Annotated in this window: 20 protein-coding genes; 10 read left to right on the top strand and 10 right to left on the bottom strand. The window is 69.7% G+C overall.

Features of this window, described 5'->3' with window-relative positions:
- The first annotated feature begins 90 nt into the window (after window positions 1-90).
- Window positions 91-1,380: an MFS transporter gene (locus ACMGER_RS12605; RefSeq protein ID WP_436812483.1), complete on the top strand. Its 1,290-nt coding sequence runs from the start codon at window positions 91-93 to the stop codon at window positions 1,378-1,380.
- A gap of 17 nt (window positions 1,381-1,397) precedes the next feature.
- Here the strand turns inward: ACMGER_RS12605 and rsmD are convergent, their stop codons facing one another.
- Together rsmD and ACMGER_RS12595 are read right to left on the bottom strand one after the other, a co-directional pair.
- Entirely contained in the window at window positions 1,398-1,985 is a 588-nt protein-coding gene (gene rsmD / locus ACMGER_RS12600; RefSeq protein ID WP_436812482.1) for a 16S rRNA (guanine(966)-N(2))-methyltransferase RsmD, read from the bottom strand.
- Complete coding sequence (locus ACMGER_RS12595; protein WP_436812481.1) at window positions 1,982-3,043, bottom strand: pseudouridine synthase; 1,062 nt, start codon at window positions 3,041-3,043, stop codon at window positions 1,982-1,984. The genes rsmD and ACMGER_RS12595 overlap by 4 nt, the downstream gene beginning before the upstream one ends.
- An 89-nt stretch (window positions 3,044-3,132) precedes the next feature.
- Here ACMGER_RS12595 and ACMGER_RS12590 point away from each other — a divergent pair, with 89 nt between their 5' ends.
- The 5 genes from ACMGER_RS12590 (at window position 3,133) to ACMGER_RS12570 (ending at window position 9,766) form a co-directional block, all read left to right on the top strand.
- The gene (locus tag ACMGER_RS12590; RefSeq protein WP_436812480.1) at window positions 3,133-3,564 is read left to right on the top strand and encodes a response regulator transcription factor; all 432 of its coding nucleotides are present in this window, start codon (window positions 3,133-3,135) and stop codon (window positions 3,562-3,564) included.
- Window positions 3,565-3,914: 350 nt separating this feature from the next.
- The gene (locus tag ACMGER_RS12585) at window positions 3,915-5,651 is read left to right on the top strand and encodes a GH39 family glycosyl hydrolase (RefSeq protein WP_436812479.1); all 1,737 of its coding nucleotides are present in this window, start codon (window positions 3,915-3,917) and stop codon (window positions 5,649-5,651) included.
- 433 nt (window positions 5,652-6,084) lie between these two features.
- Window positions 6,085-7,203 (top strand): hypothetical protein, encoded by a 1,119-nt coding sequence (locus ACMGER_RS12580; protein WP_436812478.1) that lies wholly within the window; start codon window positions 6,085-6,087, stop codon window positions 7,201-7,203.
- A complete protein-coding gene (locus ACMGER_RS12575) occupies window positions 7,200-8,615 on the top strand; it encodes an amidase family protein (protein ID WP_436812477.1) in 1,416 nt (471 codons plus the stop codon). Before ACMGER_RS12580 ends, ACMGER_RS12575 begins: the two co-directional genes overlap by 4 nt.
- Before the next feature lie 119 nt (window positions 8,616-8,734).
- On the top strand, window positions 8,735-9,766 hold the full coding sequence (locus tag ACMGER_RS12570) for a helix-turn-helix domain-containing protein (RefSeq protein ID WP_436812476.1): 1,032 nt from the start codon (window positions 8,735-8,737) through the stop codon (window positions 9,764-9,766).
- Between the two features lie 11 nt (window positions 9,767-9,777).
- On the opposite strand, the gene ACMGER_RS12565 is transcribed toward ACMGER_RS12570, so the two are convergent.
- Window positions 9,778-11,094, bottom strand: coding sequence for a M20/M25/M40 family metallo-hydrolase (locus ACMGER_RS12565; RefSeq protein ID WP_436812475.1), 1,317 nt, complete (start codon window positions 11,092-11,094; stop codon window positions 9,778-9,780).
- A gap of 159 nt (window positions 11,095-11,253) precedes the next feature.
- Here ACMGER_RS12565 and ACMGER_RS12560 point away from each other — a divergent pair, with 159 nt between their 5' ends.
- Together ACMGER_RS12560 and ACMGER_RS12555 are read left to right on the top strand one after the other, a co-directional pair.
- Window positions 11,254-12,243: a dipeptide epimerase gene (locus ACMGER_RS12560; RefSeq protein WP_436812474.1), complete on the top strand. Its 990-nt coding sequence runs from the start codon at window positions 11,254-11,256 to the stop codon at window positions 12,241-12,243.
- Window positions 12,225-12,833 carry an FMN-binding negative transcriptional regulator gene (locus ACMGER_RS12555; RefSeq protein WP_436812473.1) on the top strand — a complete coding sequence of 203 codons (609 nt, stop codon included), beginning with the start codon at window positions 12,225-12,227 and terminating at the stop codon, window positions 12,831-12,833. Before ACMGER_RS12560 ends, ACMGER_RS12555 begins: the two co-directional genes overlap by 19 nt.
- Window positions 12,834-12,844: 11 nt before the next feature.
- On the opposite strand, the gene ACMGER_RS12550 is transcribed toward ACMGER_RS12555, so the two are convergent.
- Window positions 12,845-13,975, bottom strand: a complete 1,131-nt coding sequence (locus ACMGER_RS12550) for a pyridoxal-phosphate dependent enzyme (protein ID WP_436812472.1) — start codon at window positions 13,973-13,975, stop codon at window positions 12,845-12,847.
- A 194-nt stretch (window positions 13,976-14,169) separates the two neighbouring features.
- Here ACMGER_RS12550 and ACMGER_RS12545 point away from each other — a divergent pair, with 194 nt between their 5' ends.
- Together ACMGER_RS12545 and ACMGER_RS12540 are read left to right on the top strand one after the other, a co-directional pair.
- The gene (locus ACMGER_RS12545; RefSeq protein ID WP_436812471.1) at window positions 14,170-16,014 is read left to right on the top strand and encodes a serine hydrolase domain-containing protein; all 1,845 of its coding nucleotides are present in this window, start codon (window positions 14,170-14,172) and stop codon (window positions 16,012-16,014) included.
- Window positions 16,014-17,717: an N-acyl-D-amino-acid deacylase family protein gene (locus ACMGER_RS12540; protein ID WP_436812470.1), complete on the top strand. Its 1,704-nt coding sequence runs from the start codon at window positions 16,014-16,016 to the stop codon at window positions 17,715-17,717. The genes ACMGER_RS12545 and ACMGER_RS12540 overlap by 1 nt, the downstream gene beginning before the upstream one ends.
- Window positions 17,718-17,813: 96 nt before the next feature.
- On the opposite strand, the gene ACMGER_RS12535 is transcribed toward ACMGER_RS12540, so the two are convergent.
- From ACMGER_RS12535 to ACMGER_RS12510, 6 genes are all read right to left on the bottom strand, one after another.
- Window positions 17,814-18,788 carry an ornithine cyclodeaminase family protein gene (locus ACMGER_RS12535; protein ID WP_436812469.1) on the bottom strand — a complete coding sequence of 325 codons (975 nt, stop codon included), beginning with the start codon at window positions 18,786-18,788 and terminating at the stop codon, window positions 17,814-17,816.
- A gap of 7 nt (window positions 18,789-18,795) precedes the next feature.
- Window positions 18,796-19,914, bottom strand: a complete 1,119-nt coding sequence (locus tag ACMGER_RS12530; protein ID WP_436812468.1) for an alanine racemase — start codon at window positions 19,912-19,914, stop codon at window positions 18,796-18,798.
- 21 nt (window positions 19,915-19,935) lie between these two features.
- Complete coding sequence (gene dgcN / locus ACMGER_RS12525; RefSeq protein WP_436812875.1) at window positions 19,936-20,979, bottom strand: N-acetyltransferase DgcN; 1,044 nt, start codon at window positions 20,977-20,979, stop codon at window positions 19,936-19,938.
- A 107-nt stretch (window positions 20,980-21,086) separates the two neighbouring features.
- The gene (locus ACMGER_RS12520) at window positions 21,087-22,661 is read right to left on the bottom strand and encodes an alpha/beta hydrolase (RefSeq protein WP_436812467.1); all 1,575 of its coding nucleotides are present in this window, start codon (window positions 22,659-22,661) and stop codon (window positions 21,087-21,089) included.
- A complete protein-coding gene (locus ACMGER_RS12515) occupies window positions 22,658-23,695 on the bottom strand; it encodes a YncE family protein (RefSeq protein WP_436812466.1) in 1,038 nt (345 codons plus the stop codon). Before ACMGER_RS12515 ends, ACMGER_RS12520 begins: the two co-directional genes overlap by 4 nt.
- Window positions 23,696-23,771: 76 nt before the next feature.
- Window positions 23,772-24,701, bottom strand: coding sequence for an alpha/beta hydrolase (locus ACMGER_RS12510; protein WP_436812465.1), 930 nt, complete (start codon window positions 24,699-24,701; stop codon window positions 23,772-23,774).
- Window positions 24,702-24,839: the final 138 nt, after the last annotated feature.

Raw genomic sequence — 24,839 nt, 5'->3', positions numbered from 1 at the left:
GGCGCTGCCGGGTTGGTGACGTATCGTGCCTGACCGGCGAATGAACGAGCGGGTTGACGGCCCGCCCGGATGCGACGAACGGTGACGCCCATGAGCATACGGGGGATGGGCGCGCACCGGCGGGTGCTGTTGGCGAGCCTGGTCGGCACGTCGGTCGAGTTCTACGATTTCTACATCTACGCGACCGCAGCGGCGCTGGTGTTCGGGCCATTGTTCTTTCCGACGGGTGATCCGTCGATCCAACTCCTGTCCGCCTATGCGAGCCTGGCGGTCGCCTTCCTCGCACGGCCGGTGGGGGCCTGGGCGTTCGGTCACTACGGCGACCGCATCGGGCGCAAGTCGACACTGGTCGCCAGCCTGATGCTGATGGGCGGATCGACGCTGGCGATCGCGTTCCTGCCGACCTATCAGACCGCTGGCTGGCTGGCGCCGGTACTGCTGTGCATCCTGCGGTTCGGCCAAGGCTTCGGGCTCGGCGGCGAATGGGGCGGGGCGGCGCTGCTCGCGGTCGAATATGCGCCGCCGGGCTGGCATGGGCGCTACGGCATGGTGCCGCAGATCGGCGCGCCGATCGGCTTCATCGCCGCCAATGGCCTGTTCCTGGTGCTGGGGCTGGTGATGACGCCCGCCGACTTCATGGCGTGGGGCTGGCGCGTGCCGTTCCTGCTGTCGGTCATCCTGGTCGGTCTCGGCCTTTGGGTGCGGCTCAAGATCGCGGAGACGCCCGCCTTTGCGAAGGTTCTCGAGCAAGGGCCGCCGCCTGCGGTGCCGATCGGCGAGCTGCTGCGCGATCATTGGGGCAAGGCGGTCGGCGGGACGTTGGGGGCAGTCGCCTGCTTCGCCGTCTACTACCTCGCGACCGCCTTCGCGCTCGGCTATGCGACGACGACGCTGCACATCGATCGCGAGGTTTTCCTGGGACTGCAGCTCGGCGCGATCCTGTTCATGGCGGTCGGCATCGTGCTGTCGGGAATCTGGGCGGATCGCACCAGTCCCAACAATGTGCTGACCTGGGGCTGCGTCGGCGCGGTGGTGGCGGGGCTGTTGCTCGCGCCGGGTCTGGGATCGGGCTCGCTGGCGCTGATCTTTGCCGCGCTCGCCTTTTCGCTGTTCGTGATGGGGTTCGTCTATGGCCCGCTCGGCGCGTGGCTGCCGAGCCTCTATCCCGCGCGGGTGCGCTATACGGGGGTGAGCCTGGCCTTCAACCTGGCCGGCATCATCGGCGGCGGATTGACGCCGGTGGTGGCGCAGGCGCTGGCCGAGCGCGGCGGACTGACGTTGGTGGGGCTCTATCTGGCGGCGGCATCGCTGCTCAGTCTCGGGGCGCTGCTCGTGCTGCGGACGCGGCGCGATGCCGGAGTGGCGGTGCTGGAGGTGTGATCACCGTCCCTCTTGGGCTATGCCCGAGCCGACTCCTCCCTCTCCGAAGGGGAGAGGGAGTGATTGGTCTTCGCCCTCAGCAAGCTCAGCTTCGCCTTGCCGTGCACCCGCTCGGCGTCGATCTCGAATCCGGCGACGGAGACCGTCTCGTCGCGTGCCGTCTCGATGCTGATCCAGGTAGCGGGGCCGGTCCAGCCGAGGCGGGCGAGCTTGTCCAGCGCGACATAGCCGGCACCGCTCGCATAGGGCGGGTCCATCAGGATCAGGTCGAGCGGCGCGGGAGCGTGACCGAGCGACAGGACCGAGGTCGCGCGGACGTCCGTTTCTCTGGCGCCGAGCTTCGCGATATTCGCCTTGAGGACCTCGAGCGCCTTGCGGTCCTGCTCGACGAACAGGCAGGTCGCGGCGCCGCGCGACAGGGCTTCCAGCCCGAGCGCACCCGAGCCGGCGAACAGGTCCGCGACCGCCAACCCGTCGAAGCTGCCCAGACGGCTGGCCAGCATCGAGAACAGCGCCTCGCGGGTGCGGTCGGCGGTTGGCCGGGTGGCGTCGCCCGGCGGCGCCACCAGCGGGCGGCCGCGCCACTGGCCGGCGATGATCCTCATTTGCGGCGCGTTCCGGGCTTGGACTTCGGCCTTGCCCAGCCGGCCTTGCGTTTGGGTGGGCGGGGGGAGCGGGTCGGGCGGTTGGACGGCGCCTCGACCTTATCGTCATTCCCGCGAACGCGGGGATCCGTTCTGGCCGGCTTCGCGGTCCCCCGCGACTTCGGCGAGAACGGATCCCCGCCTTCGCGTGGGTGACGTTTGGAAGGAAGGCGGGCGGGGGGTGTCGCACCGGCCTTGGCCGGCTTGGACCTGGAGCCTGGCGCTTGCGCCAGCTCGGCAGGCGCGATCGGCCCGACGGTGACGGCCGCCTGCTCCTTACCCTTCCGCAGCGATTGCCGGAACGCGATCAGATCGGCCTGACGTACCTCGCCGACCGCGCCGGCTGGGAGGTCGCCGAGCACGAACGGGCCGTAGCGGGTGCGGATCAGGCGCCCGACCTTGAGTCCGAGATGCTCGAGCACGCGGCGGACCTCGCGGTTCTTGCCTTCCTTCAAGGTCAGCTCGATCCAGACATTGGCACCGGTACGGCGCTCGAGATTGGCATCGATCGCGCCGTAGCGGATGCCGTCGATCTCGATGCCCTCGATCAGTGCCTCGAGCTGCTGCTGGCTGACCTGGCCATAGGCGCGGGCGCGATAGCGGCGCTCGACGCCGGTCGACGGGAGCTCGAGCTGGCGTTTGAGCTCGCCGTCGGTGGTGAGGAGCAGCAGCCCCTCCGTGTTGAGATCGAGCCGGCCGACCGGCACCAGGCGCGGGAGGTCCCTGGGCAGCCGGTCGTAGATGGTGGGACGGCCCTGCGGATCCTGGGCGGCAGTGAGGACGCCGACCGGCTTGTGGAACAGGAACAGGCGGGCAGGCGCGGGTTCCTTCACCGGCTGGCCGTCGACGGTGACGCCGCGCAGCGACGGCAGCAGCGTCGCCGGCGTTTCAACCGGTGCACCGTTCAGCGCGATACGGCCTTCGCCGATCATCCGCTCGATCTCGCGCCGCGACGCCACGCCCGCGCGGGCGAGCAGCTTGGCGATACGCTGGGGGTCCTTGCCGGTCATCCTGGCCATGGGGCGCCTTAGCGCGGAGATACGGGTGAGGACAAAATTTCTTTGCGGCACGCCGCCGCCGACTACGTTAAGCAAGGCGGGAGGCAATCATGTTGTTCGCCAGGAAGCCGCGCCGGATCACCCGCATCCTCATCGTTGAGGACGAGCCGCTGATCGCGTTCGCTACCGAGCACCATCTGAGCGAAGAGCGTTTCGAGATCGTCGCCACGGTCGACCGCGTCGCGGAAGCGGTAGCGCTGATCGACGAGGACGCGGCGATCGACCTGGTGCTGGTCGACCTCACCTTGGCGGACGGCAGCGGAATTGAGGTGGCGCGGGCGGCGAATGCGCGCGGGTTGTCGGTGCTGTTCGTGACTGGCGACTGTCCGAGCGCAGCGCGCGCGCTGGCAGCAGGATGCCTGGCCAAGCCCTATGCGCCGCGTGACCTCACCGCGGCGATCGGCGCGATCGAGAAGGTGCTCGAGGGCGCGATGCCGAAGCGCCTGCCGGCGAGTTTCAAGCTGTTCGTGACGCCGGCTTGAGGATTTGTTTGCGGAGATGCGGAGGTGGCGCCTGCGCAAGCCGCTGCGCTTGGCGGATTGGGGATCGCGTATCTGCCGGATGACGATTCGCAATGATTTGCTCCGGCGTAGATCGCTGACGGCATATCTTTCTCCAATTCCCATGCCCCGCAGGGCTCTCTTCAGAATTGGACCAGTTTTCCAAGGCGGACCAGTTGGCGTCCGTGTGCCGACAGTGAACCAGGACGGAGAAGCAGGCCCGATATCAGCGGACATCGGCGACTTCGCGCCCACTAGCGGTCGTTCAGATACCTGCTAATTGATCCTGCAAAGCCGCCGTTACGGAACGCTGCTTTGTCAGAAGGGGCATGATGCGGGCGATGATGCGGATCGCGAGGGGGGCTGCGGCGGCTGCGCTTCTGATCGGGACGGTACTTCACGCCGCGGCATCTCCGCGCGGGTCCTCGGCCGCAGCGCCGGCGCCGGCCAGCATCGCCGTCACCATCGACGTCGACGCCGCCGTTTCGCGCGGTCCGCTCAAGCCGATCTGGCGCTTCTTCGGCGCGGACGAGCCCAATTACGCGACGATGAAGGACGGCCGGAAGCTGCTCGCCCATCTGGGTGCGCTGAAGCCGGGCGCGGTGTACTTCCGCGCGCACAACCTGCTCAACACGGGCGACGGCACGCCCGCGTTCAAATGGGGCAGCACCAACATCTATACCGAGGATGCTGACGGCAAGCCCGTCTATGATTGGACCGTCGTCGACCGGATCATCGACACCTATCGCGCGCGCGGGGTCAGGCCCTATCTCCAGATCGGCTTCATGCCGGAGGCACTGTCCTCGGCGCCGCCAGGAACGCCATATCAACACGCCTGGCGTCCAGGCTTCGCCTATGATCTCATCGCCGGAGCATGGAACGCGCTGCCCAAGGATTACGCCAAATGGGCCGAGCTCGTCTATCAATGGACGAAGCACAACGTCGAACGCTACGGTCGCGCCGAGGTCGAAAGCTGGTATTTCGAGGTCTGGAACGAACCCAACGGCCCGTCCTATTGGACGGGCACGCAGGAGGAGTTCAACAAGCTCCATGACTATGCGATCGACGCCGTGCGCCGGGCGCTTCCCACCGCGCGCGTAGGCGGGCCCGATGTCGCCGGATCGGGTGGCGCGTTCATGGACAAGTTCCTCGCCCATGTCGTGGACGGCACCAACCATGCCACCGGCAGGATCGGCACGCCGACCGACTTCCTTGCCTTTCACGCCAAGGGGCAGCCGACCTTCGTCGACGGGCATGTCCGCATGGGGATTGCAGCGCATCTGAAGGGCGTGAGCAACGGCTTCGCCAAGATCGCCGCCGTCCCCGAGCTGGCGGGAAAGCCGATCGTCATCGGCGAGAGCGATCCCGAGGGGTGCGCCGCCTGTCCCGGTCCGCAGAACGCCTATCGCAACGGCACGATGTACTCGAGCTACACCGCCGCCAGCTTCGCGCGGATCTGGGACCTTGCCGACCAGCACAAGGTGAACGTCGAAGGTGCGCTCACCTGGGCCTTCACCTTCGAGGATCAGCCCTGGTTCGCGGGCTATCGCCAGCTTGCCACCAACGGGATCGACCTGCCGGTGCTCAACGTGTTCCGGCTGTTCGCCAAGCTGGGCGACACGCGGATCGCGGCTCGAAGCAGCGGCCAGATCCCGCTTGCCGCCATGGTGGAGCAGGGGGTGCGCGGTGCCCCTGACATCGGCACGATCGCCACCAGGACAGCCGACGGGCAGCTGGCGATCCTCATCTGGCACTATCATGACGACGATCTTGCCGGTCCCGACGCTGCCATCCGCGTGAACCTCGCGGGGCTGGGCCGCGGCAAGAGCCGCCATTTGACGCAATGGCTGGTCGACGAGAGCCATGCCAATGCGTTCAGCGCATGGAAGGCGTTGGGATCCCCGCAATCGCCCGACGCCGCCCAATATGCTGCTCTCGAGAAGGCCTCCGCGCTCGAGCCGGTGGGACCGCCCCAAGCTATCACGGTCAACGGTGGCCGGGCGAGCGTGGACGTGACGCTGCGCCGGCAGGGGGTCACCCTGCTCATGTTCGATAGTTCGGGAGACTGAGGGTCCGTCCCCCGGACCATATCCGGCGCCGCGGCGAAAGCGGCCCGGCCGAAGCGGATCGATAGATTCAGCGGCTATGACGTCCGCTGGGGGTCGACCGAGGCCCATGGCGATCCTCGCAACGTCGTGGCGACGCTGCGCACCCGGCTCTGAAGGAGCCGGAGATCGCGCCGCCGCTGTCTGCCGGCTGAAATGCTTACCATCGGCTCGGAAGATGCGCAGAGAAAAGCCCTTTAAAGTCTCGTGGAGAAAGATTTACTCACATTCCAGTTCTGGAATTTCGCGCCTTAGGCACGGCCGTTCCTTTTGCCGCCCCCTTTACCGGCCTGCGGACTTGTACGAACCGCTAAGGAGGCGGTCTCGATCGCAAAGACCTGATGGCTCTTCACCGGAAGATATGTGATTTCCCGCATAGCTGCGGAGCAGACGGAGGGTGCGCGCCATCACGAGCTACTTTTCCCGCTATGTCGTTCCCGGGCTGGTCATCCAGGCGGTGCTCGTGGGAGGTGGCTATGCCACGGGGCGCGAGCTCGTCGAATTCTTCCTGCAAAGCGGGCCCGCCACCGGTTTCGTCGGCTTCGCATTGACGGCCGCCTTGTTCAGCATCGGCGCCATGATCTCGTTCGAGCTGGCGCGCCGCTTCCGCGCCTTCGATTATCGCAGCTTCTGCAAGGTCTATCTCGGACGGTTCTGGTTCCTGTTCGAGCTCGGCTACGCGCTGTCGCTGCTGCTGGTGCTGTCGGTGGTGTCGGCGGCGGCGGGCAAGCTGCTGGCGGAGGTGCTCGGCACGCCGTCGATGGCGAACGCGGTCGGGTTCATCACCATCGTTGCCGGGCTGGTGGTATTCGGCAGCGCCTTCGTCGAGCGGGTGATTTCGGCATGGTCGCTGCTGTTCTACGTCACCTATGGATCGATGCTGGTCGTCGTGCTGATGCGCTTCGGCGACCAAATGGGGGCGGCGATCGCGATGGCGCCGATCGATCTCGGCGATGCGATCGCCAATGGCCTCGCCTATACCGGCTACAATATTCCGCTGCTGCCGATCCTGATCTTCGTCGCGCGCGATTTCGCCTCGCCCCGCGAAGCGTTGGTCGCCGGCGCAATCACCGGACCGCTCGTGCTGGCGCCGGGGCTGGCCTTCCTGCTCGCGCTGTCGGCCTTCTATCCGGCGATCATCGCGTCGCCGCTGCCGGTGACGGCGGTGCTCGCAGCGATCGACATTCCGGCGCTCGGAGCATTGGTCGAGTTGGTGATCTTCGGCGCGCTGGTGAAGACCGGCGTGGGGCTGTTGCACGGTCTCAACGAGCGGATCGCGGCGGCCATGGCGGAGAACGCGCGGCCGATGCCGTATTGGGTGAGGCCGGCGGTGGCGCTCGGGGCGTTGGTGTTCACGCTCTATCTTGCCGCGGCGGTCGGGCTGGTTGCACTGATCGCGCACGGCTATCGCTTCATCTCCGCCTATTTCCTCGCGGTGTTCGTCGCGCCGCTGCTGACGATCGGGCTGTGGCGACTGTTGCGTGGCGACGGCATTGCGGAGCGCGTGCCGGCATGACCCGCGACGACGCCTTCGCCATCGGCCGGCTGGATGCCCATGATCAGGCTGCGCTGGTGCATGGCGGCGAGGTGACCGCGGCGGAGCTGGTCGAGTCCGCGATCGTCCGCATCGAAGCGCTCGATGGCGCGATCAACGCCGTCAGCCACCGCGCGTTCGACCAGGCGCGGGCGCGAGTCGACGGCACCAAGGCGATGCCGGTCCCCTATCTCGTCAAGGAGGGGCTGAGCTATCCGGGTATGCCGACCCGCTACGGCAGCCGCGCCTTTGCGGATGTGCCGCCCGTGGGGCCCGGATCGGCCTTCCCCTATGTCGAACGGCTCGACGCCGCGGGCCTCGTCGCGCTCGGCAAGAGCAGCGCCCCCGAATTCGCGCTGCTGCCGACCACCGAGCCGGTGCTCTACGGTCCGGTCCGCAACCCCTGGGCACGCGATCGCTCGGCAGGCGGATCGAGCGGGGGTGCCGCCGCGGCGGTCGCGGCGGGCATGGTGCCGCTCGCCCATGCGGCGGACGGCGGCGGTTCGATCCGAATTCCGGCATCGTGCTGCGGGGTCGTCGGACTGAAGCCAGGGCGTGGCAGCCATGTCCGCGCGCGGCCGGCGCATGTCGTCGAGGACATGCTGGTCGGCGACACGCTGCTCGCGCGATCGGTACGGGACGTCACCTGGGCGACGGCGGCCACCGGGCATCGTTACGAGAGGCAGGTCACCCCCGCGCGGCCGCTCCGGATCGCGATGGTAACGCGCACCCTGGAAGGGGAGGAGCCCCACCGCGACGTCGCCGAGGCGGTCGGCCGCGCCGCAGGTCTCTGTCGCGCGCTCGGCCACGAGATCGAGCCGGTTACGGGGATCGTCGACGGCGGTGCCGTGGCGCGCGCGTTCAAGGTCATCTGGGGCTATCTCGCGCACGAGGCGATGGCGGGCGTGGCACCGCTGATCGCGGGCCGTGCGGTCGAGGAGGTGCTGGAGCCCTGGACGCTCGGCCTGGCCGGCTGGGGAGCGCGGCTCGGCCCGGACCAGCTCGAACGGGCGCTGGCTGATGCCGCGGCGGCCACCATGCGCTGGGAATCGGCGCTGGAGCGGTTCGACATGGTGCTCTCGCCCGTGGTCCGCGATCCGCCGCCGCTGCTCGGCACGCTGGCGCCGACCCGTCCGTTCGAGACGCTGATGCCGGCGATGTTTGGCTATCTCGGCTACACCCAGCTCCACAACCTGGTCGGCGCACCGGCGATCTCGCTGCCGCTGCATTGGAACGACACCGGCCTGCCGATCGGGTGCATGTTCGCCGCCACGCGCGGCGACGAGGCGCGCCTGCTCGCTCTCGCCGCGGCCCTGGAGGAGGCTTCGCCATGGCGCGATCGCTGGCCGGCCGTCTCGATCGTGAACACCGGTCTGGAGGCCATGGTCGAATGATGGTTGCAGGTTCCTATTCTGCGGTGCAGCATGTCGGTACCATGACAGCCGGCCGCCTTTCAGGTGCTACGCCCTTGCCCGGCACGCCACTCGCTCCCGCGGCAGTGCGGAGCATCGCGATGTTCCGCTCGGCGCTGGACGAGCAGCATCACGCCGGCGCGGCACCGACGCGGGTGACCGACGGGCAGCGTCAGTCGCTCGGCGCGAGCGGGGGCATCCGCCACGTCTATGATTCCGAGATCGCGATCGGCGGTTGGGAATTCTACCAGCTTCGTCCGGGACTGGCGCTGCTGATCGTCGACATGGTGACCTGCCAGTACATCCCGCGCCGCCACAGCTTCGAGGACCAGCTCGTGCTGTCGGCGGTGCTCAACGGTGGCGTCGAGATCCGCGACCCGAGCGGGATCGACGGCAAGCTCGCCAACGGCCACTGTACGCTCTACGGCATGGGCTCGGACGGCGGGTTCGAGACGCTCTACGAACCCGATCGCACGCTCAAATGGGTGAGCGTCGTGATCGATCGCGACCTGTTCGGCGACGTCGTCCAGATCATGCCCGACGATCTGCCGCCGACGGTGGCGGCGTATGTCGAGGGCCAGGCGCCGCTGCCCTATCACAACGTCCCGCTCTCGCCGGCGGCGTCGCTGGCCGCGCACCAGATCCTGGAATGCGCCTATCGCGGCAGCGTCCGCCGCGCCTTCCTCACCGCCAAGGCGCTCGAGCTCGCCTGCCTGATCCTGTTCTCGTTCCGCAGCAATTGCGAGGACCAGCTTAACGGCGTCAGCATGAGCGGCGGTGACTTCGACAAGCTGGCGCGGGCCAAGCGCTATATCGAACGCTCGCTGGACGAGCCCTGGACCATCGCCGAGCTCGCGTCGGTGGTGGGCTTGACGCGGCAGAAGCTGCAGATGGGATTCCGCCGCGTCTATGGCGACACCGTCGGCCAGATGCGCGACCGGCTGCGGCTCGAGCGGGCGCTCGAGCTGGTGCGCGGATCGCAGATGTCGATGATCGAGATCGCGCTCGAGACCGGCTACGAACATCCGCCGAGCTTCACCCGCGCGTTCAAGGCTGCGTTCGGCGTCGCCCCGATCCAGATGCGGCGCATGGCCCAGGAAGGCGTGCTGATCGGCCACCTCGACGGCCGATAGGTCATCCGGGATCAGGGCGAGGTCCGGCGCTCCAGCATCGGCTCCGCGATCCCGTCGACCCCGACCAGCGCGAGCGCGGTCAGCAGCACCGACTGGGTGCCGAGCCAGGACTCCTGCGGATCGAACCATTCGCCCGGCGAGTGGAGCCCGCCCGCCTTTCCCCCGCCGGTCATCATCAGCGCGGGAATGCCGAGCGAGATCGGCACGTTACTGTCCGTGCTGGTATGGACGAGGATCGGCGCCGGCCGACCGAGCGCGACCGCGGCATCGCTGGCCGCGCGCACGATCGGCGAGGACGCCGGGGTCGCTCCGGCACCGCGATCGCCGAGCAGCTTGCGCCCGACCCGGATCGAGCTCGCGCCCCAGCGCGCATTCTCGTCCGCCGCGCCGCGTTCGGCGGCGGCAAGCACCTGCTGTTCCATCGCGGCGAGCGCTTCGTTGGTGTTGGAGCGGATGTCGACCGTCATCGTCGCGCTGGCGGCGACGGTGTTGACCGAGGTGCCGCCGGAGACCACGCCGACGTTGAAGGTCGTCTTGGGATCGGCCGGCGGGCGCAGCTCGGCGATCCGCGCGATCGCCCGGCCCAGGGCATGGATCGCGCTCGGCGTGCCGAACGCCTCGAAGCTGTGGCCGCCGGGGCCCTCGAAGGTCAGGTCCCAGCGCCGGCTGCCGGTCGCGCCATTGGCCATCCCGACGATCCCGTCGAACCCGGGCTCGACGGTGATGAAACCGTCGATGTCGCGCCGATCGCGGAACAGCGCCTTGGTGCCGCGCAGGTTGCCGATCCCTTCCTCGCCGACGGTGGCGACGAACAGGATGTCGCCGACGGTGCGGATGCGGGACCGCTCCAGCGCGCGCAGTATCGACAGCAGCACCGTCAGCCCGCGCCCGTCGTCGGCGATGCCGCGGCCGTAGAGCCGTCCGTCGCGCCGGGTCACCGCAACGCTGTCGCCGGCGGGAAAAACGGTGTCGAGATGCGCGGAGACGACCAGCAGCGGCCCCTTGCCGGTGCCGCGCCGCAGGGCCACGACATTGCCCTCCGCGTCGATCGTCGCGTCGTCGAGGCCGAGTACGTGGACACGGCGCAGATAGTCCTCCGCGCGTCTCCTTTCCTTGAACGGCGGCGCGGGGATTTCGGTGATCGCGATCTGGTCCGCGATCGCCTGCGGCTCGTCGGCGCGGATATCGGCGAGCAGCTTGGCGACGGCGGCCGACTTGGCGAGTTGGGCGACATTGGAGCGTCCAGGTGCCGTCTCGGCCACCAGTGGTGCGGAAAGCAGGGCCAGGGCGATCAGCGGCAATCGGTGGATCGGGCGAAGCTTCGTCATGGCGGGATCCTGCCCGCGATCCGCCGCCACGGCTTCGCGGGACGGGCGCCGGTCTTCGCAATTGCGCCGTCAGCACAGTTGCAAAGCACGGCGGCCTTATGGCGAAGTGCGCCCGCGCGCTCGATGCGAGACCGGGCTCCGCACAATGGGAGCCGGTCGATGAAAGTGAACGCAGCGCACGAGCGCTGGCCGCTGGCGGTGCCGTTCCGGATCACGGGACGCACCTATCATGAATCGGAAGTGGTCGTGGTCGAGCTGCGTGACGGCGACCACGTCGGCCGCGGCGAGGCGTGCGGGGTCGATTACCGGCACGATACCGTCGCCCGGATGCTTTCGGATATCGCCGCGGTCACGCCGGCGATCGAGGCCGGCGCCGATCGCATGGCGCTGCAGGCGCTGCTGCCGGCGTGTGGCGCGCGCAACGCGCTCGATGCCGCCTTCTGGGCGCTCGAGGCGCGTCGCGCCGGCGAGCCGGTGTGGCACCGAGCCGGACTGGCCGAGCCGCGCCCGCTGCTCACCACCTGGACGATCGGCGCGGACGTGCCCGCCGCGATGGCCAGCCGCGCGCGCGACTTCGCCGGCGCGGCTGCGCTCAAGCTCAAGCTGGTCGGCGACGATGACGATGCCGCGCGCGTGACGCTGGTGCGCGAAAGCCGGCCCGACGTGTGGCTCGGCGTCGACGCCAACCGCGGCTACGACCGTCCGCGGCTGGAGGCGCTGCTGCCGGTGCTGGTCGAGGCCGGGGTCGCGCTGATCGAGCAGCCTTTCGCGATCGGCCAGGAGGCGGAGATGGCCAAACTGGCGTCGCCGATCGCCACCGCCGCCGACGAATCGGTACAGGACATCGGCGACCTCGCCGCGGTCGCCGGCCTGTTCGACATGGTCAACATCAAGCTCGACAAGTGCGGGGGCCTCACCCGCGCGCTCGCGATGGCACGCGAGGCGCGGCGGCTCGGGCTGGGCGTGATGGTCGGCAACATGGTCGGGACGTCGCTGGCGCTGGCGCCCGCCTATCTGCTCGGACAGGTCTGCGACATCGTCGATCTCGACGGACCGCTGCTGCTGGCGCGCGATCGCGAGCCGGCCGCGACCTATGCCGGCGGCACGGTGCGCTGCGAGGATCCGCTGTGGTGCGGTCCGGCCGCATGAGCGGCGCGCACGACTTCGCCGCGCTGATCGAGGCCCATCCGCTGGCGTGGATCGTCGCGCCTGGCGAGGCGCCCTTCGCGATCCCGCTTCCGGTCCGGCCGGTGCGCGGCCACGACGGGACGCTGGTCGCGATCCGCGGCCATTTCCCGCGGCACAGCCCCCTGACCGAGCGGCTGCGCGCCGATCCGCGTGCTGCCGTGCTGGCGATGGGGCCGCAGGGCTATGTCTCGCCATCATGGCTGAGCGACCGGACCCAGGCGCCGACCTGGAACTATGCGGCGGCGCGTTTCGACGTCGTGATGACGCTGATCGACGACGATGACTGGATTGCGGCGCATCTCCACGATCTGGTGACGGCGATGGAACAGGAACGGCCGTGCCCCTGGTCCTTGGGGGAGATGGGCGCGCGGTACACGCTGCTGGCGAGCCGGATCATCGGCTTCGAGGCGCGTGTCCGGACCGCAGCGCCCCTGATGAAGCTCGGCCAGGGCGAACGCGACGTCGACTATGTTGAGATCGTCGCCGGCCTCGGCGGCGAGGGCGCCCACGACCTGCTCGACTGGATGGCGGCCTTCAATCCCGGGCGATGAGCCGGCGCGGCTCAGAGCACGCCGAGCAGCTCGCCGATGCGCGGCGTCGCCTTGGCGCCGGCACCGGTGAGCAGGATCACCGTCGTCTCCTCCGGCCCGATCGTCCCGTCCGCGATGAGCGCGGCATAGGCTGCCGCGGCGGTGGCGCTGGTCGGCTCGGCGTAGAAGCCGAGCGCGGCGAGTGCGCGCCACGTCGCGACGATCTCCTCCTCGGTGATCGCCACCGTTCCGCCCCCGGACCGGCGGATCGCGGACAGCACGTCGCCGAGCCGCACCGGCGCGGCGATGGCGGTGCCCTCGGCGATGGTCGGCGAGATCGCGATCGGAACGAGCCCTTCGGCGCCCGCGCGGAAGCTCGCGTCGATCGGCGCGCAACTGGCCGGCTGCGCGGCGAACAGGCGCGGCCGCCGCGCGATCTCGCCATGCCGCAGCAACTCGCTGAAGCCGATGTCACAGCCGAGCACGTTGCTCCCCGCCCCGGTGGGGATGACGACATTGTCCGGCGCGGCGAAGCCGAGGTCCTCCCACAGCTCATAGGCGAGCGTCTTGGTGCCCTGGAGGAAGAGCGGCTGCCAATTGTGGCTGGCGTAGAAGATCCGCGCCGACTGGCGCACCGCCTCGTCGGCGGTGTCCTGGCGCGATCCGGGCACCAGCTCGACCTCGGCGCCGTGCGCGCGCATCTGCACGGTCTTGGCCGGCGAGGTGCTGGCGGGCGCCAGGATCTTCGCCCCGAGCCCGCCCGCGGCGGCATAAGCGGCGATCGCCGCACCGCCGTTGCCCGAGCTGTCCTCCAGCACGCGGTCGACGCCGAGCTGGCGCAGCGCCGAGATCATCACCGCGGCGCCGCGATCCTTGAAGCTGCCCGTCGGCGAGACATAGTCGAGCTTGAACAGCGGCGTCCCGCCCGCGAACCGCCGGCGCACGAGCGGCGTGCAGCCCTCGCCGAAGCTGATCGGCGCGGCGATCGGAAAGGGCAGCACCGCGGCGTAGCGCCATAGCGATCGCTCGCCTGTCGCGATCCGATCACGGCCGATGCCGGGAAGATCACTGATCGCGAGCGGTCCGCCGTCGTCGCCGCGCCATCGCGGCACGTCGAGCGGATAGCATGTGCCGTCGGTGCCGATATAGCTGGGAGCGGTCATGGCAGGTCCTTGCAGTCGGGATCGATGCGGGACAGCGTAGCGCGGCGCGGCCGTCTTCGCGCGGGAGGGCGGAAGATTTGCATTTCGGAGAGCGGCTGCGCGACTGCGATTGCTAAGCGGATGGACCGGCAGGAGCAGACAATGCCCGGCCGATCGGGCTTGCTGGGGGCATGAGGCGGGTGAGGCGACTGACGGTGATCCTGGCCGCCTGGCTGGCGCTGGCGCCGAGCGTTGCGGCGGCGGCCGCCGCCGGGAATCCTGAGCGCGCGCTGATCGCCGCGACCGACCGGCTGGTGCGCGAGCGGATGCGCGCCACCCGCACGCCCGGCGTGGCGGTGACGATCGTGCGGCACGGTCGCGTGCTGCTGTCGCGCGGCTATGGCTATGCCGATCTGGCGCGGCGTCGTCCCGTCGATCCCGATCGCACACTGTTCCGCCTCGCATCGGTGACCAAGCTCTTCACCTACACGCTGGCGATGCAGCTCGCCGAAGCTGGCCGGCTCGATCTCGATCGCGACCTCAACGCCTATCTCGGCGCCGGCACCTTCGCAGCCACCTTCGCCGCGCCGATCACCGCGCGGGCGGTGATGGCGCATCGTTCGGGGTTCGAGGACGCGACCATGTACCGCCTGCTCCAGCTCCGTGGCGAGATGCCGACCGCGGAGGCATTCGTCCATGATCATGTGCCGGCGCGCGTACGTCCGGTCGGGGAGGCGACGTCCTATTCCAATTTCGCGGTATCCGCGCTCGGCCTGGCCGTCGCCCGGATCGCGAACCGGCCCTATCCCGAGCTGGTCGCCGAGCGCGTGCTGGCGCCGCTGGCGATGACGAGCACCGCGGTCGCCGAGCCGCCGCTGCCCGGTCGCCGCCAGCCGTTCGGCGCGATGGCGCCAGCGCTCGCGTCGCGCATGAGCCTGGGATATGCCACCGTCGGCGACGACGTGAGGGCCGTCCCCTACGACCATATCTATCCCGCGGCGGCGCCGGCCGGATCGATGTCTTCGACCGCAGCCGACATGGCGCGGTTCATGGCCGCCTATCTGAACGGCGGCGCGATCAATTCGGGCAGGATTCTCCAGCCTGCTACCGTCGCGGCGATGCGGCGGCGATCCTATGGCGACCGGCCCGGCGCGCCGGACTTCGCCGTCGGCTTCGAGAACGGGACGGTCGCCGGCCGCGACGTCCATTGGCACTCCGGCGCGATGACCGGCTTCCGCGCCATGCTCGTGCTCGTGCCAGAGCTCGATCTTGGCATTTTCATCGCCGCGAACGGCGAAGCGTGGGGCACCAAGCCGGATCTGGTGCGCGGCATCGTCGCCGCCGCCTTTCCGATTGCGTCGTCGCCGATGCGCGCTGTCGCGATCCGCGGCGAAGATTATGCGGGCGATTATCTGACGTCGCGGCGGTCCTACACCAAGCTCGAGACGCTGCTGGCGCTCGAAGGATCGATCGCGCACGTCACGCCCGCCGCCGGCAACCGGCTGCGGATCGATTCTCCCGACGGGGACCAGCTCTGGACCGGCCTGACGCCATCGCTGTTCCGGCCGGACGCCGGCGGCGAGGATCGGATCATGTTCCAGCGCGATGCGTCGGGTCGCGTCATCCGCTTCTACGCGCCGAACGGCATACGTTTCTTCGAGCGGATCGGCTGGGCTCAACGGCCCGGATTCCTTTACACGATGCTTTGGCTCACCGCGCTGGCGGCCGCGGCGACCGCGCTGGCCGGATGGCGTGAAAGCGGTTGGAGGCATCTGGCGATGCTCGGCAGCGCGATCCTGGCCGTGGCTCTGCCGGTGAGCTTCGTCGCGGCGCGTCCCGCGATCGCGGCCGCCGATGTCGAGAGCTGGCCGCCGCTTACGATCCTGACGCTGGTCGGCGCCGGATACCTCGGCTTTGCGGCCCTGGCGACCGCGATCGCAGCGGCGGTGGGTGCGACGAGCATGGCTCGCCGCGGCGCGCTCGCCGCGATGGCCCTGGCGCTGGGCGGTGCGCTCTATGCGCTGTCGCGCTGGGGGCTGTTCGGCCCGGTGTTCAACTGATGTCCGGGATCAGCCACCGCTTGGCGATGGCGGTGGCGATGGCGGCATTGGCCGGATGCGCGCCGAAACCCATGTTCGACGTCGTCGTGCGCGGCGGAACTATCTACGACGGAGGCGGCGGCAGCCCCTATGTCGGCGACGTGGCGATCGTCGGCGACCGCATCGCCTATGTCGGGCCGCGCGCGCCCGGCCGGGGAAAGCGCGAGATCGGCGCCGCCGGCAAGGCGGTGGCACCCGGCTTCATCAACGTGCTGAGCCAGAGCGCGTTCACCCTGGTCGATCAGCCGCTTGCCGAAAGCGACCTCCGTCAGGGCGTGACCCTGGAGATCGTGAGCGAAGGCGAATCGCCCGGGCCGCTGACGCCGGCGATGCGGCGCGCCTTGCCCGAGCCGCGGCCGCCTTTCGCCTGGACGACGCTCGGCGACTATATGACCGCGCTCGAGCGCCGCGGCATCGCGGTCAACGTCGCGAGCTATGTCGGCGCGGCGACGGTGCGGATGCACGTGCTGGGCAACGGCGACGTCCAGCCGAGCCCGCGCCAGCTCGATGCGATGCGGACGCTGGTCCGGCAGGCGATGGAGGAGGGGGCGGTCGGCGTCAGCTCCGCGTTGATCTACGTTCCCGGCGTCCACGCCCGCACCGACGAGCTGGTCGCGCTCGCGGCCGAGGCGGCCCGTTGCGGCGGCGTCTATGCCAGCCATATCCGCAGCGAAGGCGACCGCTTCCTGGAGGCGGTCGCCGAGCTGATCGAGATCGCCCGCCGCTCCGGCGCGCCGGCCGAGCTGTTCCACATCAAGGTCGGCGGCCGCGCCAACTGGCCGAAGATGGCCGAGGCGCTGGCGATGATCGAGGCGGCGCGCGCGGACGGCGTGCGCGTCACCGCCGACATGTATCCCTATCCCGCCTCGGGCACCGGCCTCGACGCGGCGATGCCGCCCTGGGTCCAGGAAGGCGGCACCGCGTCCTGGATCGCGCGCCTTCGCCGGCCGGCGATCCGCCGGCGCGTGATCGCCGAGATGCAGGCGCCGCCCCGCGGCTGGGAGAACGTGCTGCGCAGCGCCGGCGCGGGCGGCGCGATCTTCGCGGGCTTCCGCAATCCCGCGCTGCGCGGCTTCACCGGCCGCACGCTAGCCGAAGTGGCGCGCGAGCGCGGCGTCTCGCCCGAGGAGGCCGCCGTCGACCTGGTCGTCGCCGACGGCAGCCGGATCGAGATGATCTACTTCACCATGACCGAAGCCAATCTGCGCCGCCAGATCGCGAAGCCCTACATCGGCTTCGCCTCGGACGGGCCGGCGCTGACCGCCGCCGGGGCGACGCTCCGGTCGAGCGTCCATCCGCGGGCCTATGGCAGCTTCGCGCGGGTGTTCGCGCGCTACGTCCGTGACGACAAGCTGCTCTCCGTCGCCGAGGCGGTGCGGCGGGTCACCTCGCTGCCTGCCGCCACCTTCCATCTCGCCGATCTCGGCGTGCTCCGGGCCGGCGCGATCGCCGACGTGACGGTGTTCGATCCCGCCGAGATCCAGGACCATGCGACCTATTTCCGGCCCCATGCCTATGCGACCGGCGTGTCGGACGTCCTCGTCAATGGCCGCCAGGTGCTCGCCGGGGGTGAGCCGACTGGCGAACGGCCCGGCCGGTTCGTGCGCGGGCGCGGGGCCAGGGTCAACGGCGGCTGCCGGGCCTCCGCCGCAGCCTGGGATTAGAGCATGTTCCGATCCGATTGAATCGGAACATGCTCTATTGTCTTTGTTTTCCGCGATTTCCGAGTCGTCGGATGTGCCATCCGACTTGAAATCGCTCTAGCCGCCGGCCAGGTCGAGCAGCGTTCCCACCCCCTGAGCGGCGGCGCGCTCGACCGCGAGCTGGGCGATCGCGAGATCCTGCACGGCGATGCCCGAGCTGTCGAACAGCGTGATCGCGTCCGCACCTTTCCGTCCCGGCGCGCGGCCGTCGATGACGTCGCCGATCGCGACGATCGAGGCCGGATCGATCAGCCCGGCCGCGACGGCGTGCTGGCATTCGCCGATCGCCGCCGATTGCGAGGGGAGGTCGGCGAAGCGCTGGGCGGCGGCGACCAGGGCGGCGTCCAGCTCCTGCTTGCCCGGCCCGTCGGCTCCCATCGCCGAGATGTGCGTTCCCGGCGCGACCCAGTCCCGTGCGATCAAGGGCTCGCGCGCGGCGGTGGCGGTAACGACGATGTCGGCGCCGCGAACCGCCGTTTCGAGCTCGGTGGCGACGGCCTCGAGCCCCGACTGCCGCGCCCGTTCGGCGAAGCGCTCGGCGGCGGGAGCCGTGCGGTTCCACACCCGCACCGAACGGATCGGCCGGACGCGGCGGATCGCCTCGAGGTCGAACCACGCCTGGTTGCCGGCGCCGACGATCGCGATGACGCCCGCCTCGGCGCGCGCGAGATGATGCACCGCCACCGCGTCCGCCGCGGCGGTGCGCAGCGCGTTGAGATGCGTCGCCGCGACCAGCGCCGCCGGGAAGCCGGTCTCGTCGTCGAGCAGCAGCGTCGTCGATCCGTGCGCCGGCAGGCCCTTCGCCCGATTGATCGGCCAATAGCTGCCGACCTTGATCCCCGGACAGCGCCGCGCGAGATCGACCCCCGCCTTGGCGCCGAACCGCGTCGCCGGGTCCGATCCCCGCGCGACGAGCGGCGGGAACATGACCGCGTCGCCGCGCGCGACGTCGGCGAATCCGCGCTCGACCACCGCGAAGGCGTCGGCGGCATCGATCAGCCGCCGTGCATCGGCCTCGCTCAGGATGCGCATCGCCGGCTCACCAGGCATTGAAGCGCGGCCAGCAGCCGACCACCCGCTCGCCGGCGGTGACGGTGTAGGCCGAATATTGCGCCGCGGTCGCACAGGCATGATTGGGCAGGATGCGCAGCCGCCGCCCGATCGGGAAGCACGCGAGGTCGAGCGGCCGGTCGCCGCGCCCGGCGATCACGCCATGCTCCTGGTTGGCGGCGATCATCACCGCGTCGTCGAGCGGGCGCTGGTCGAGGTCGAGGACCAGGCCATAGCCCTGGTCGACCGGCTGCGCCTGCGTCCCGCGATCGCGCGACATCGCCATCCAGCCGGCATCGACGATCACGTGCCCGCGATCGGACTGGTGGCCGATCACCGTCGCGAGCACCGAGATCGCGATCTCGTCGATCGCGCATACGCCGATCCCGGCCATCACCAGGTCCTGGAAGACATAGACGCCGGCGCGCACCTCGGTGACGCCGGCGAGGTCCTCGGCGAACAGCGCGGTCGGAGTCGATCCCACGCTGGCGACGGGGCAGGGGAGGCCGGCCTCGCGCAGCATCGCCGCGGCGGCGACCACGCCGTCGCGCTCCTGCGCGGCGAAGGCACGGAGTGCCTCCTCCGATCGCGCCGCATAGGAACCTCCGCAATGGGTGAGCACGCCGGCAAGCAGCCCGGCGCCGGCGAGGGCGCGGCCGACCTCGACGATCGCCGGGTCGCCGGGGCGGAGGCCGCCGCGGTGGCCGTCGGTGTCGATCTCGATCAGCACCTTGAAGCCGGCGCCTTCGCTCCGGGCGAAACCGGCCGCGGCTTGGGCGGCGGGAAGGTTGTCGAGGATCACCGTCATCGCGACGCCGCGCGCACCCAGCCGCGCGACGCGGGGCAGCTTGTCCGGCGACAGCCCCACCGCATAGAGGATGTCGGAATAGCCGGCGTCGGCGAAGACCTCGGCCTCCTTGAGCGTCGACACGGTGATCGGCCCGTCCGTCGCCAGCCGCGCCACCTCGACGCTCTTGGCGGTCTTGAGGTGCGGACGCAGGCGGACGTGCGGGAACCGCGCGAGATGCCGGCGCATCCGCGCGAGATTATGGTCGAGCCGCTCGCGGTCGAGCAGCAGCGTCGGTGTTTCGAGTTCGGCGAAGGGCACGCTTGTCTCCGGTCGGGCGGGTCACGGGACGATGGTGAGGAGGTGCCGCGCGATCCGCTCGGCACCCTGGCGCAACGGGTCGACGCAGGGAAGGCCCGTGCGATCCTCGATCTCGCGCATGACCGCGATCGCCTCGGCCTCGTCCATCGCGCTGGTGTTGCAGCTCACGCCACCGGGGCGAACGTCGGGGTTGGTCAGTCGCGCCGCCGCCAGGTTCGCCTCGATGAAAGGGATCAATTCCGGCACTGGATAGTCGAGGCTGCCCATCTGCCTGCGGCCTGGTTCATGGCAGAACACCAGCGCGTCGGGCTGGCTGCCGTGGATCAGGCCGAGCGTCACCCCGGCATAGGCGGGATGGAACAGCGAGCCCTGCCCCTCGATGACGTCCCAATGGGTCGGCGCCGCCGCGGGGGAGAGCCACTCCGCGGCGCCGGCGATGAAATCGGCGACCACCGCGTCGATCGCGACGCCGCTGCCGGCGATCAGCACGCCGGTCTGCCCGGTCGCGCGAAAGTCGCTGTCCTCGCCGAGCGCCCGCAGCGCGCGGTCGATCGCGAGCGCCGCATATTTCTTGCCGACGACGCAGTCGGTGCCCACGGTCAGCACGCGGCGCCCGCTGCGCGGTTCGCCGGTGCCGGTCGCGAACCTGCGGTCGGTGTGGCGCACGTCCCACAGCCGGCGCCCGTGGCGCTCGGCCGCCGCGGCGATCGCGGGATCGTCGGACAGCCGCTGGTGAAGCCCCGACGCGACGTCGAGCCCCGCGGCGAGCGCGGCGAGGATCACCGGCACCCAGTCCGGATCGATGAAGCCGCCCGAGTTGACCACGCCGATCACCATCGTGCGCACGCCCGCCGCCGCCGCCGTTTGCGGCGCCATATCGGGAAGACCGAGGTCGATGCCGCAGCCGGGCAGCCGGAGCTGCGCGGCGCAGCGTTCCGGCCGCCACTGGAGGATGCCGGCCGCGGTCTTGGCCCAGCCGAGTCCAGGCGCGGCGCCGAGGAACAGCAGATACGGCTCCCCGATCATCCCGCCCGCCCGTGTCCCGATCCTGCCAAGCTGCTGCATCACTCGTCTCTCCGTTCGCTCCGGAGAGCGTCGACATCGACTAAGCCGTTGCCGCAGGAGCAATCTTCACAGCCGGGACGCGCCGCTTCGCCTTTGCGTCCCGCCGATCACTTCGGCTGGGGACGCTCGTAGAGCGGAGTCGACTGCGGCGGCTCGAACTCCACCGGCAGCGTGATCTCCTTGGGAAAGGAGGCGAGCAACGCCTTCACGTCCGGGTTGGGCTGAAGGTCAAGATCGACGAAGCGCTCCAGCTTCTCGGACAGGACCGGATCGTGGGTCTCGACCTCATATTCGACGTGATGGGTGCCGTTGATCGCCCGGATCATCACGCCGTTGCGCAGGAACTGGGCCTGGTGGACAGCATTCTCGTAGGGAGTCTGCATGTCGACGTCGCCCTGGAGCAGCACCACCGGCACGTTGATCGGGCGCGCCAGCCGGATGTCGTCGCCGATCACCGGCGTCGGCATGATATCCGCCCAGACGCGGTAATAGATGTTGGGATCGCCGAGGATGTCGTTCGCCTTCTCGGCGAGGAGCTCGCGGTCCCGCGCCGCGCTCACGCCCAGGCTATGATCGATCAGCGGCAGATTGATGGTGCCGGTGAAGCCGATGAAGCCGAACAGCTTACGCAGCGCAATGTAGCGATAGTCGCCGTTGTAGACCTCCGTGACCATCTTGGGCCAGATTCGCGTATCCGTCGACAGCGGGACGCCGCGGAACGGGCGCACCGGATCGGTGAGGACCGCTTGAAAATCCTCGGCGTTGACCTCGACCGCGGTCGGCTTGCCGCTGTCGGGGTCGGCGACGGTGACGGTGACGGGCTTGGCGCGAAGCCGGGCGAGGATCGTCTGCACCGCCTTGCCCAATCCGCCGGGCGGAAGCTGCGCGGCGATCGGCGACGCTTCCGCGCGCTCGGCGATGCGCATCAGCGCCGCCCACAGCGCGTCGGCGCTGTCATAGCCATAGTCGAGCGGCTCGACCCCGCCGAACAGCGCGCGCGCCACGCGATCCTCGTGCATCCGGATATAGCCGAAGCCGAGCTGCGAGCCGAAGCTGAAGCCGTAGGGGATGATCTTCTCGTAGCCGAGCGCGGCGCGGACGTCGTCGACATCCTCGACCATGTTGGGGAAATCATAGCCCGACAGGTCGACGCCGCGCGCCTTGAGCTTGTCGAACGTCGTCTTGAGCACTCCCTTCCATTCCGCGATCAGCGGGGTGGGCGACTTGTTGCGGTCGTCGGGGGGAGGGGCCTCGAACATCCCGTTGGGCCCGAGCACGTAGAAATTGCCCCGCTGGTTCACCACCACCAGATCGCGGTTCCGCGTGAAGCGGGTGACGAGCTTGCGGAACTCGTTCTTGGGATACCATGGCTTGGCGAAATCGCGCCGGTCCGTGAGGTCGCCGGGGCCGCCGGGCAGCAGGAATATGGGATCGCGCTTGCCGCCGCTCTGCGAGAAGACGCGCAGATAGTTGACGAGGATGACCCGGCTGTTCGGATCGCGGCGGTTCTCCCGCACCGCGACATAGCCTTCCTCGCCCCGCAGGGTCATGCCGTCGCCCTTGAGCTCGAGCGGGTTCGACGCCACCGTCATCGTCACCGGCTGGGCGTGGACGGCGAGCGGCGCCGCCATGGCCAGCGCAAGCGCGCTCGTCAGTGCCCGCAAAGCGATGTTCCTCTTCATCCTGACCTCCCTGTTTCTTCTCGTATCCACGCGGCCGCGCCGTCCTGCGGCGCCACCACGATCAGCTTGAATGTCCCCGGCACCCGCTTGTCGTCGCCATTGGCGTCCTTCGCCCAATCGGCGGCGGGCAAATAGATGCGCCCGCTCCGGGGATCGAGCGCCGCGGTATAGGCGCCGACCTGGGTGGGCACGCGCGTGACCGGTCCCGCCTTGCCGGCGATCGACAACGGGAAGATCGCCAGGCTGCCCTCGTTACAGGGAACATAGACCAGCCGGCGCCCGGCATCGAGGATCGCGCCGTCGGCCTCGTGCGCGATAGGCACGGCGCCGCGGTCGCGCCCGGTCGCGGCGTCGACCAGCTTGGCGATGCCGTTCTGGCAGGCGGAGATCAGTAGCCCGGAGGCCGCGTCATAGGCGATGCCGGTGGGAGTCTCGCACCCGGCGAGCGCATAGCGCGCCGCCACCGTGCGGGTCGCGATGTCGATCACCGCGATCGCCGCGCCATGCTCGAGATTGACGAACAGCCGGCCCTTGCCGTCGGAGACCGCGGCCTCGGGCGTGTCGCCGAGCGGGATCGATGCGACCGTCTTTGCCTGGGCAAGGTCGATGACGCTCACCGACTGGGCGCCGCCGTTCATCACGAAGGCGAGCCCGCTCGCCGGGTCATAGGCCGCGCCGTCGGGATCCTCGCCGGTCGGGATCGTCGCCTTGACCTCGCCGGTGCGGCGGTCGAACAGCGTGGCGGTAGCGGTCTTGCCGTTGGTGCTCAGCATCAGCGTCGATCCCGGGATCGACAGCACCGCCGCGACGCCCTGTCCCGGCACCAGCGCCGGGATGACCTTGCGATCGGCGAGGTCCACCGCCATCACGCCGTCCCGCCGGCCGACGAAGACACGCCCGATCTCCGGATCGACCGACACGTAGTCGTAGCCGCCGTCCGGTCCCGGGATGCGGTCGACCACGGCATAGCGCGGCGCGCTGGCCGGCACGGCCGCGGCCAGGATCGCGCAAGCGACGGCGAACGGGTTGGACATGAGACGCTCCCCTGCGATTATGTCCGCATCATCGGTGAGCGGCGGCGGCGCCGTCTTAGCCGCGAGGCGAGGCCGCTTAACGCGGTCGCGCGAAGGCGAAGCGGATCGCGGCGGCAAGCGTGCCGGGGATGACCGACATATGATCGTCGTCCGGGAATTCGCGGTACCGGACCGAGAAGCCGGGTGCCTTCAGTGCCCCGAGCTCCCTGCTCATCGCGCGCGCGTTGCCGACCATGTCGGGATCGCGCCGCGACCGCCGTTCCTCTTTCGTCGAGACCTCGAGGCCGCCGACGGTGATGAGCAGCCGCGCCTTGATCTCGCCGGCGGCGGCGCGCGCGGCGAAGCGGCGCTGCTCGGTGAGGATGAAGCGGTCGCGCCACCAGATCGCCGGGCTCGCGGCGATATAGGTCCGGAACATCTCCGGCCGGGTGAAGAGCGTGTGAAGCACGAACAGGCCCCCGCGCGAATGGCCGAACAGAGCCTGGCGTTCGGGGTCGATGCGGGCCCGGCGCGCGATCTCCGGCTTCAGCTTCCTCTCGATCATGTCAAGGAGATGGTCGGCGCCGCCCGTCCCGGCGATCGCCTCGGTCGGCATCGTCTCGCCCTTGCGGGGATGGTGGGAGTGGGGCGGCGACAGGTCGTAGGCGCGCATCGGCGGGAAGGGGATGCTGGTGTCGTAGCCGATCCCGACGATCACGCCCGGCGGGACCCGGCTGTACTCCTCGTACATGGCGTCGTTGTGCGCGGTCTGCGCGGCGATGTCGAAGGTGCCGTTGGCGTCGGTGACGTAGAGCACCGGGAAGCCCGCCTCAGGCGGCTTGCCGGTAGGGATAGACAGGAAGATCTTGTAGCGGCGATCCTTCCACTCGATCGGGAAGGAACTGCGCTCGAAGTGCGGGATCATCTCGGCGAACGCGCGCAGCGCCTGCTCCTGCCGCTGCGTCTGCGCCGCTGCCGGCAAGGTCGCCGTCGTCAGCGCGGTCGCGGCCAATATCCCCCCGATCATGCCATTCCCCCTTTTCGCCGAAGCTGCGAATTCTGTTGCCCCGCCGCCGTCGGCGCTTTGCCGTCGGGCCGACGGCTTCGCATTTGGTGCGCCGGCCGTAACTTTTCTGCAAAGTAGCTCATCCGCACCGAGAAGATA

This window comes from Sphingomonas astragali, from assembly GCF_051400615.1.
Lineage (GTDB): Bacteria > Pseudomonadota > Alphaproteobacteria > Sphingomonadales > Sphingomonadaceae > Sphingomonas.
This window is presented reverse-complemented; position numbering and strand designations above follow the sequence as displayed.

Bases quoted from the DNA above. Each gene is read 5' to 3' on its own strand.
- dgcN (WP_436812875.1), bottom strand. From the start codon at position 20,979: ATGCAGCAGCTTGGCAGGATCGGGACACGGGCGGGCGGGATGATCGGG.
- ACMGER_RS12595 (WP_436812481.1), bottom strand. From the start codon at position 3,043: ATGGCCAGGATGACCGGCAAGGACCCCCAGCGTATCGCCAAGCTGCTC.
- ACMGER_RS12570 (WP_436812476.1), top strand. From the start codon at position 8,735: ATGTTCCGCTCGGCGCTGGACGAGCAGCATCACGCCGGCGCGGCACCG.
- ACMGER_RS12540 (WP_436812470.1), top strand. From the start codon at position 16,014: ATGTCCGGGATCAGCCACCGCTTGGCGATGGCGGTGGCGATGGCGGCA.
- ACMGER_RS12585 (WP_436812479.1), top strand. From the start codon at position 3,915: ATGCGGGCGATGATGCGGATCGCGAGGGGGGCTGCGGCGGCTGCGCTT.
- ACMGER_RS12520 (WP_436812467.1), bottom strand. From the start codon at position 22,661: ATGAAGAGGAACATCGCTTTGCGGGCACTGACGAGCGCGCTTGCGCTG.
- ACMGER_RS12590 (WP_436812480.1), top strand. From the start codon at position 3,133: ATGTTGTTCGCCAGGAAGCCGCGCCGGATCACCCGCATCCTCATCGTT.
- ACMGER_RS12515 (WP_436812466.1), bottom strand. From the start codon at position 23,695: ATGTCCAACCCGTTCGCCGTCGCTTGCGCGATCCTGGCCGCGGCCGTG.
- ACMGER_RS12535 (WP_436812469.1), bottom strand. From the start codon at position 18,788: ATGCGCATCCTGAGCGAGGCCGATGCACGGCGGCTGATCGATGCCGCC.
- ACMGER_RS12565 (WP_436812475.1), bottom strand. From the start codon at position 11,094: ATGACGAAGCTTCGCCCGATCCACCGATTGCCGCTGATCGCCCTGGCC.
- ACMGER_RS12560 (WP_436812474.1), top strand. From the start codon at position 11,254: ATGAAAGTGAACGCAGCGCACGAGCGCTGGCCGCTGGCGGTGCCGTTC.
- ACMGER_RS12575 (WP_436812477.1), top strand. From the start codon at position 7,200: ATGACCCGCGACGACGCCTTCGCCATCGGCCGGCTGGATGCCCATGAT.
- rsmD (WP_436812482.1), bottom strand. From the start codon at position 1,985: ATGAGGATCATCGCCGGCCAGTGGCGCGGCCGCCCGCTGGTGGCGCCG.
- ACMGER_RS12605 (WP_436812483.1), top strand. From the start codon at position 91: ATGAGCATACGGGGGATGGGCGCGCACCGGCGGGTGCTGTTGGCGAGC.
- ACMGER_RS12550 (WP_436812472.1), bottom strand. From the start codon at position 13,975: ATGACCGCTCCCAGCTATATCGGCACCGACGGCACATGCTATCCGCTC.
- ACMGER_RS12510 (WP_436812465.1), bottom strand. From the start codon at position 24,701: ATGATCGGGGGGATATTGGCCGCGACCGCGCTGACGACGGCGACCTTG.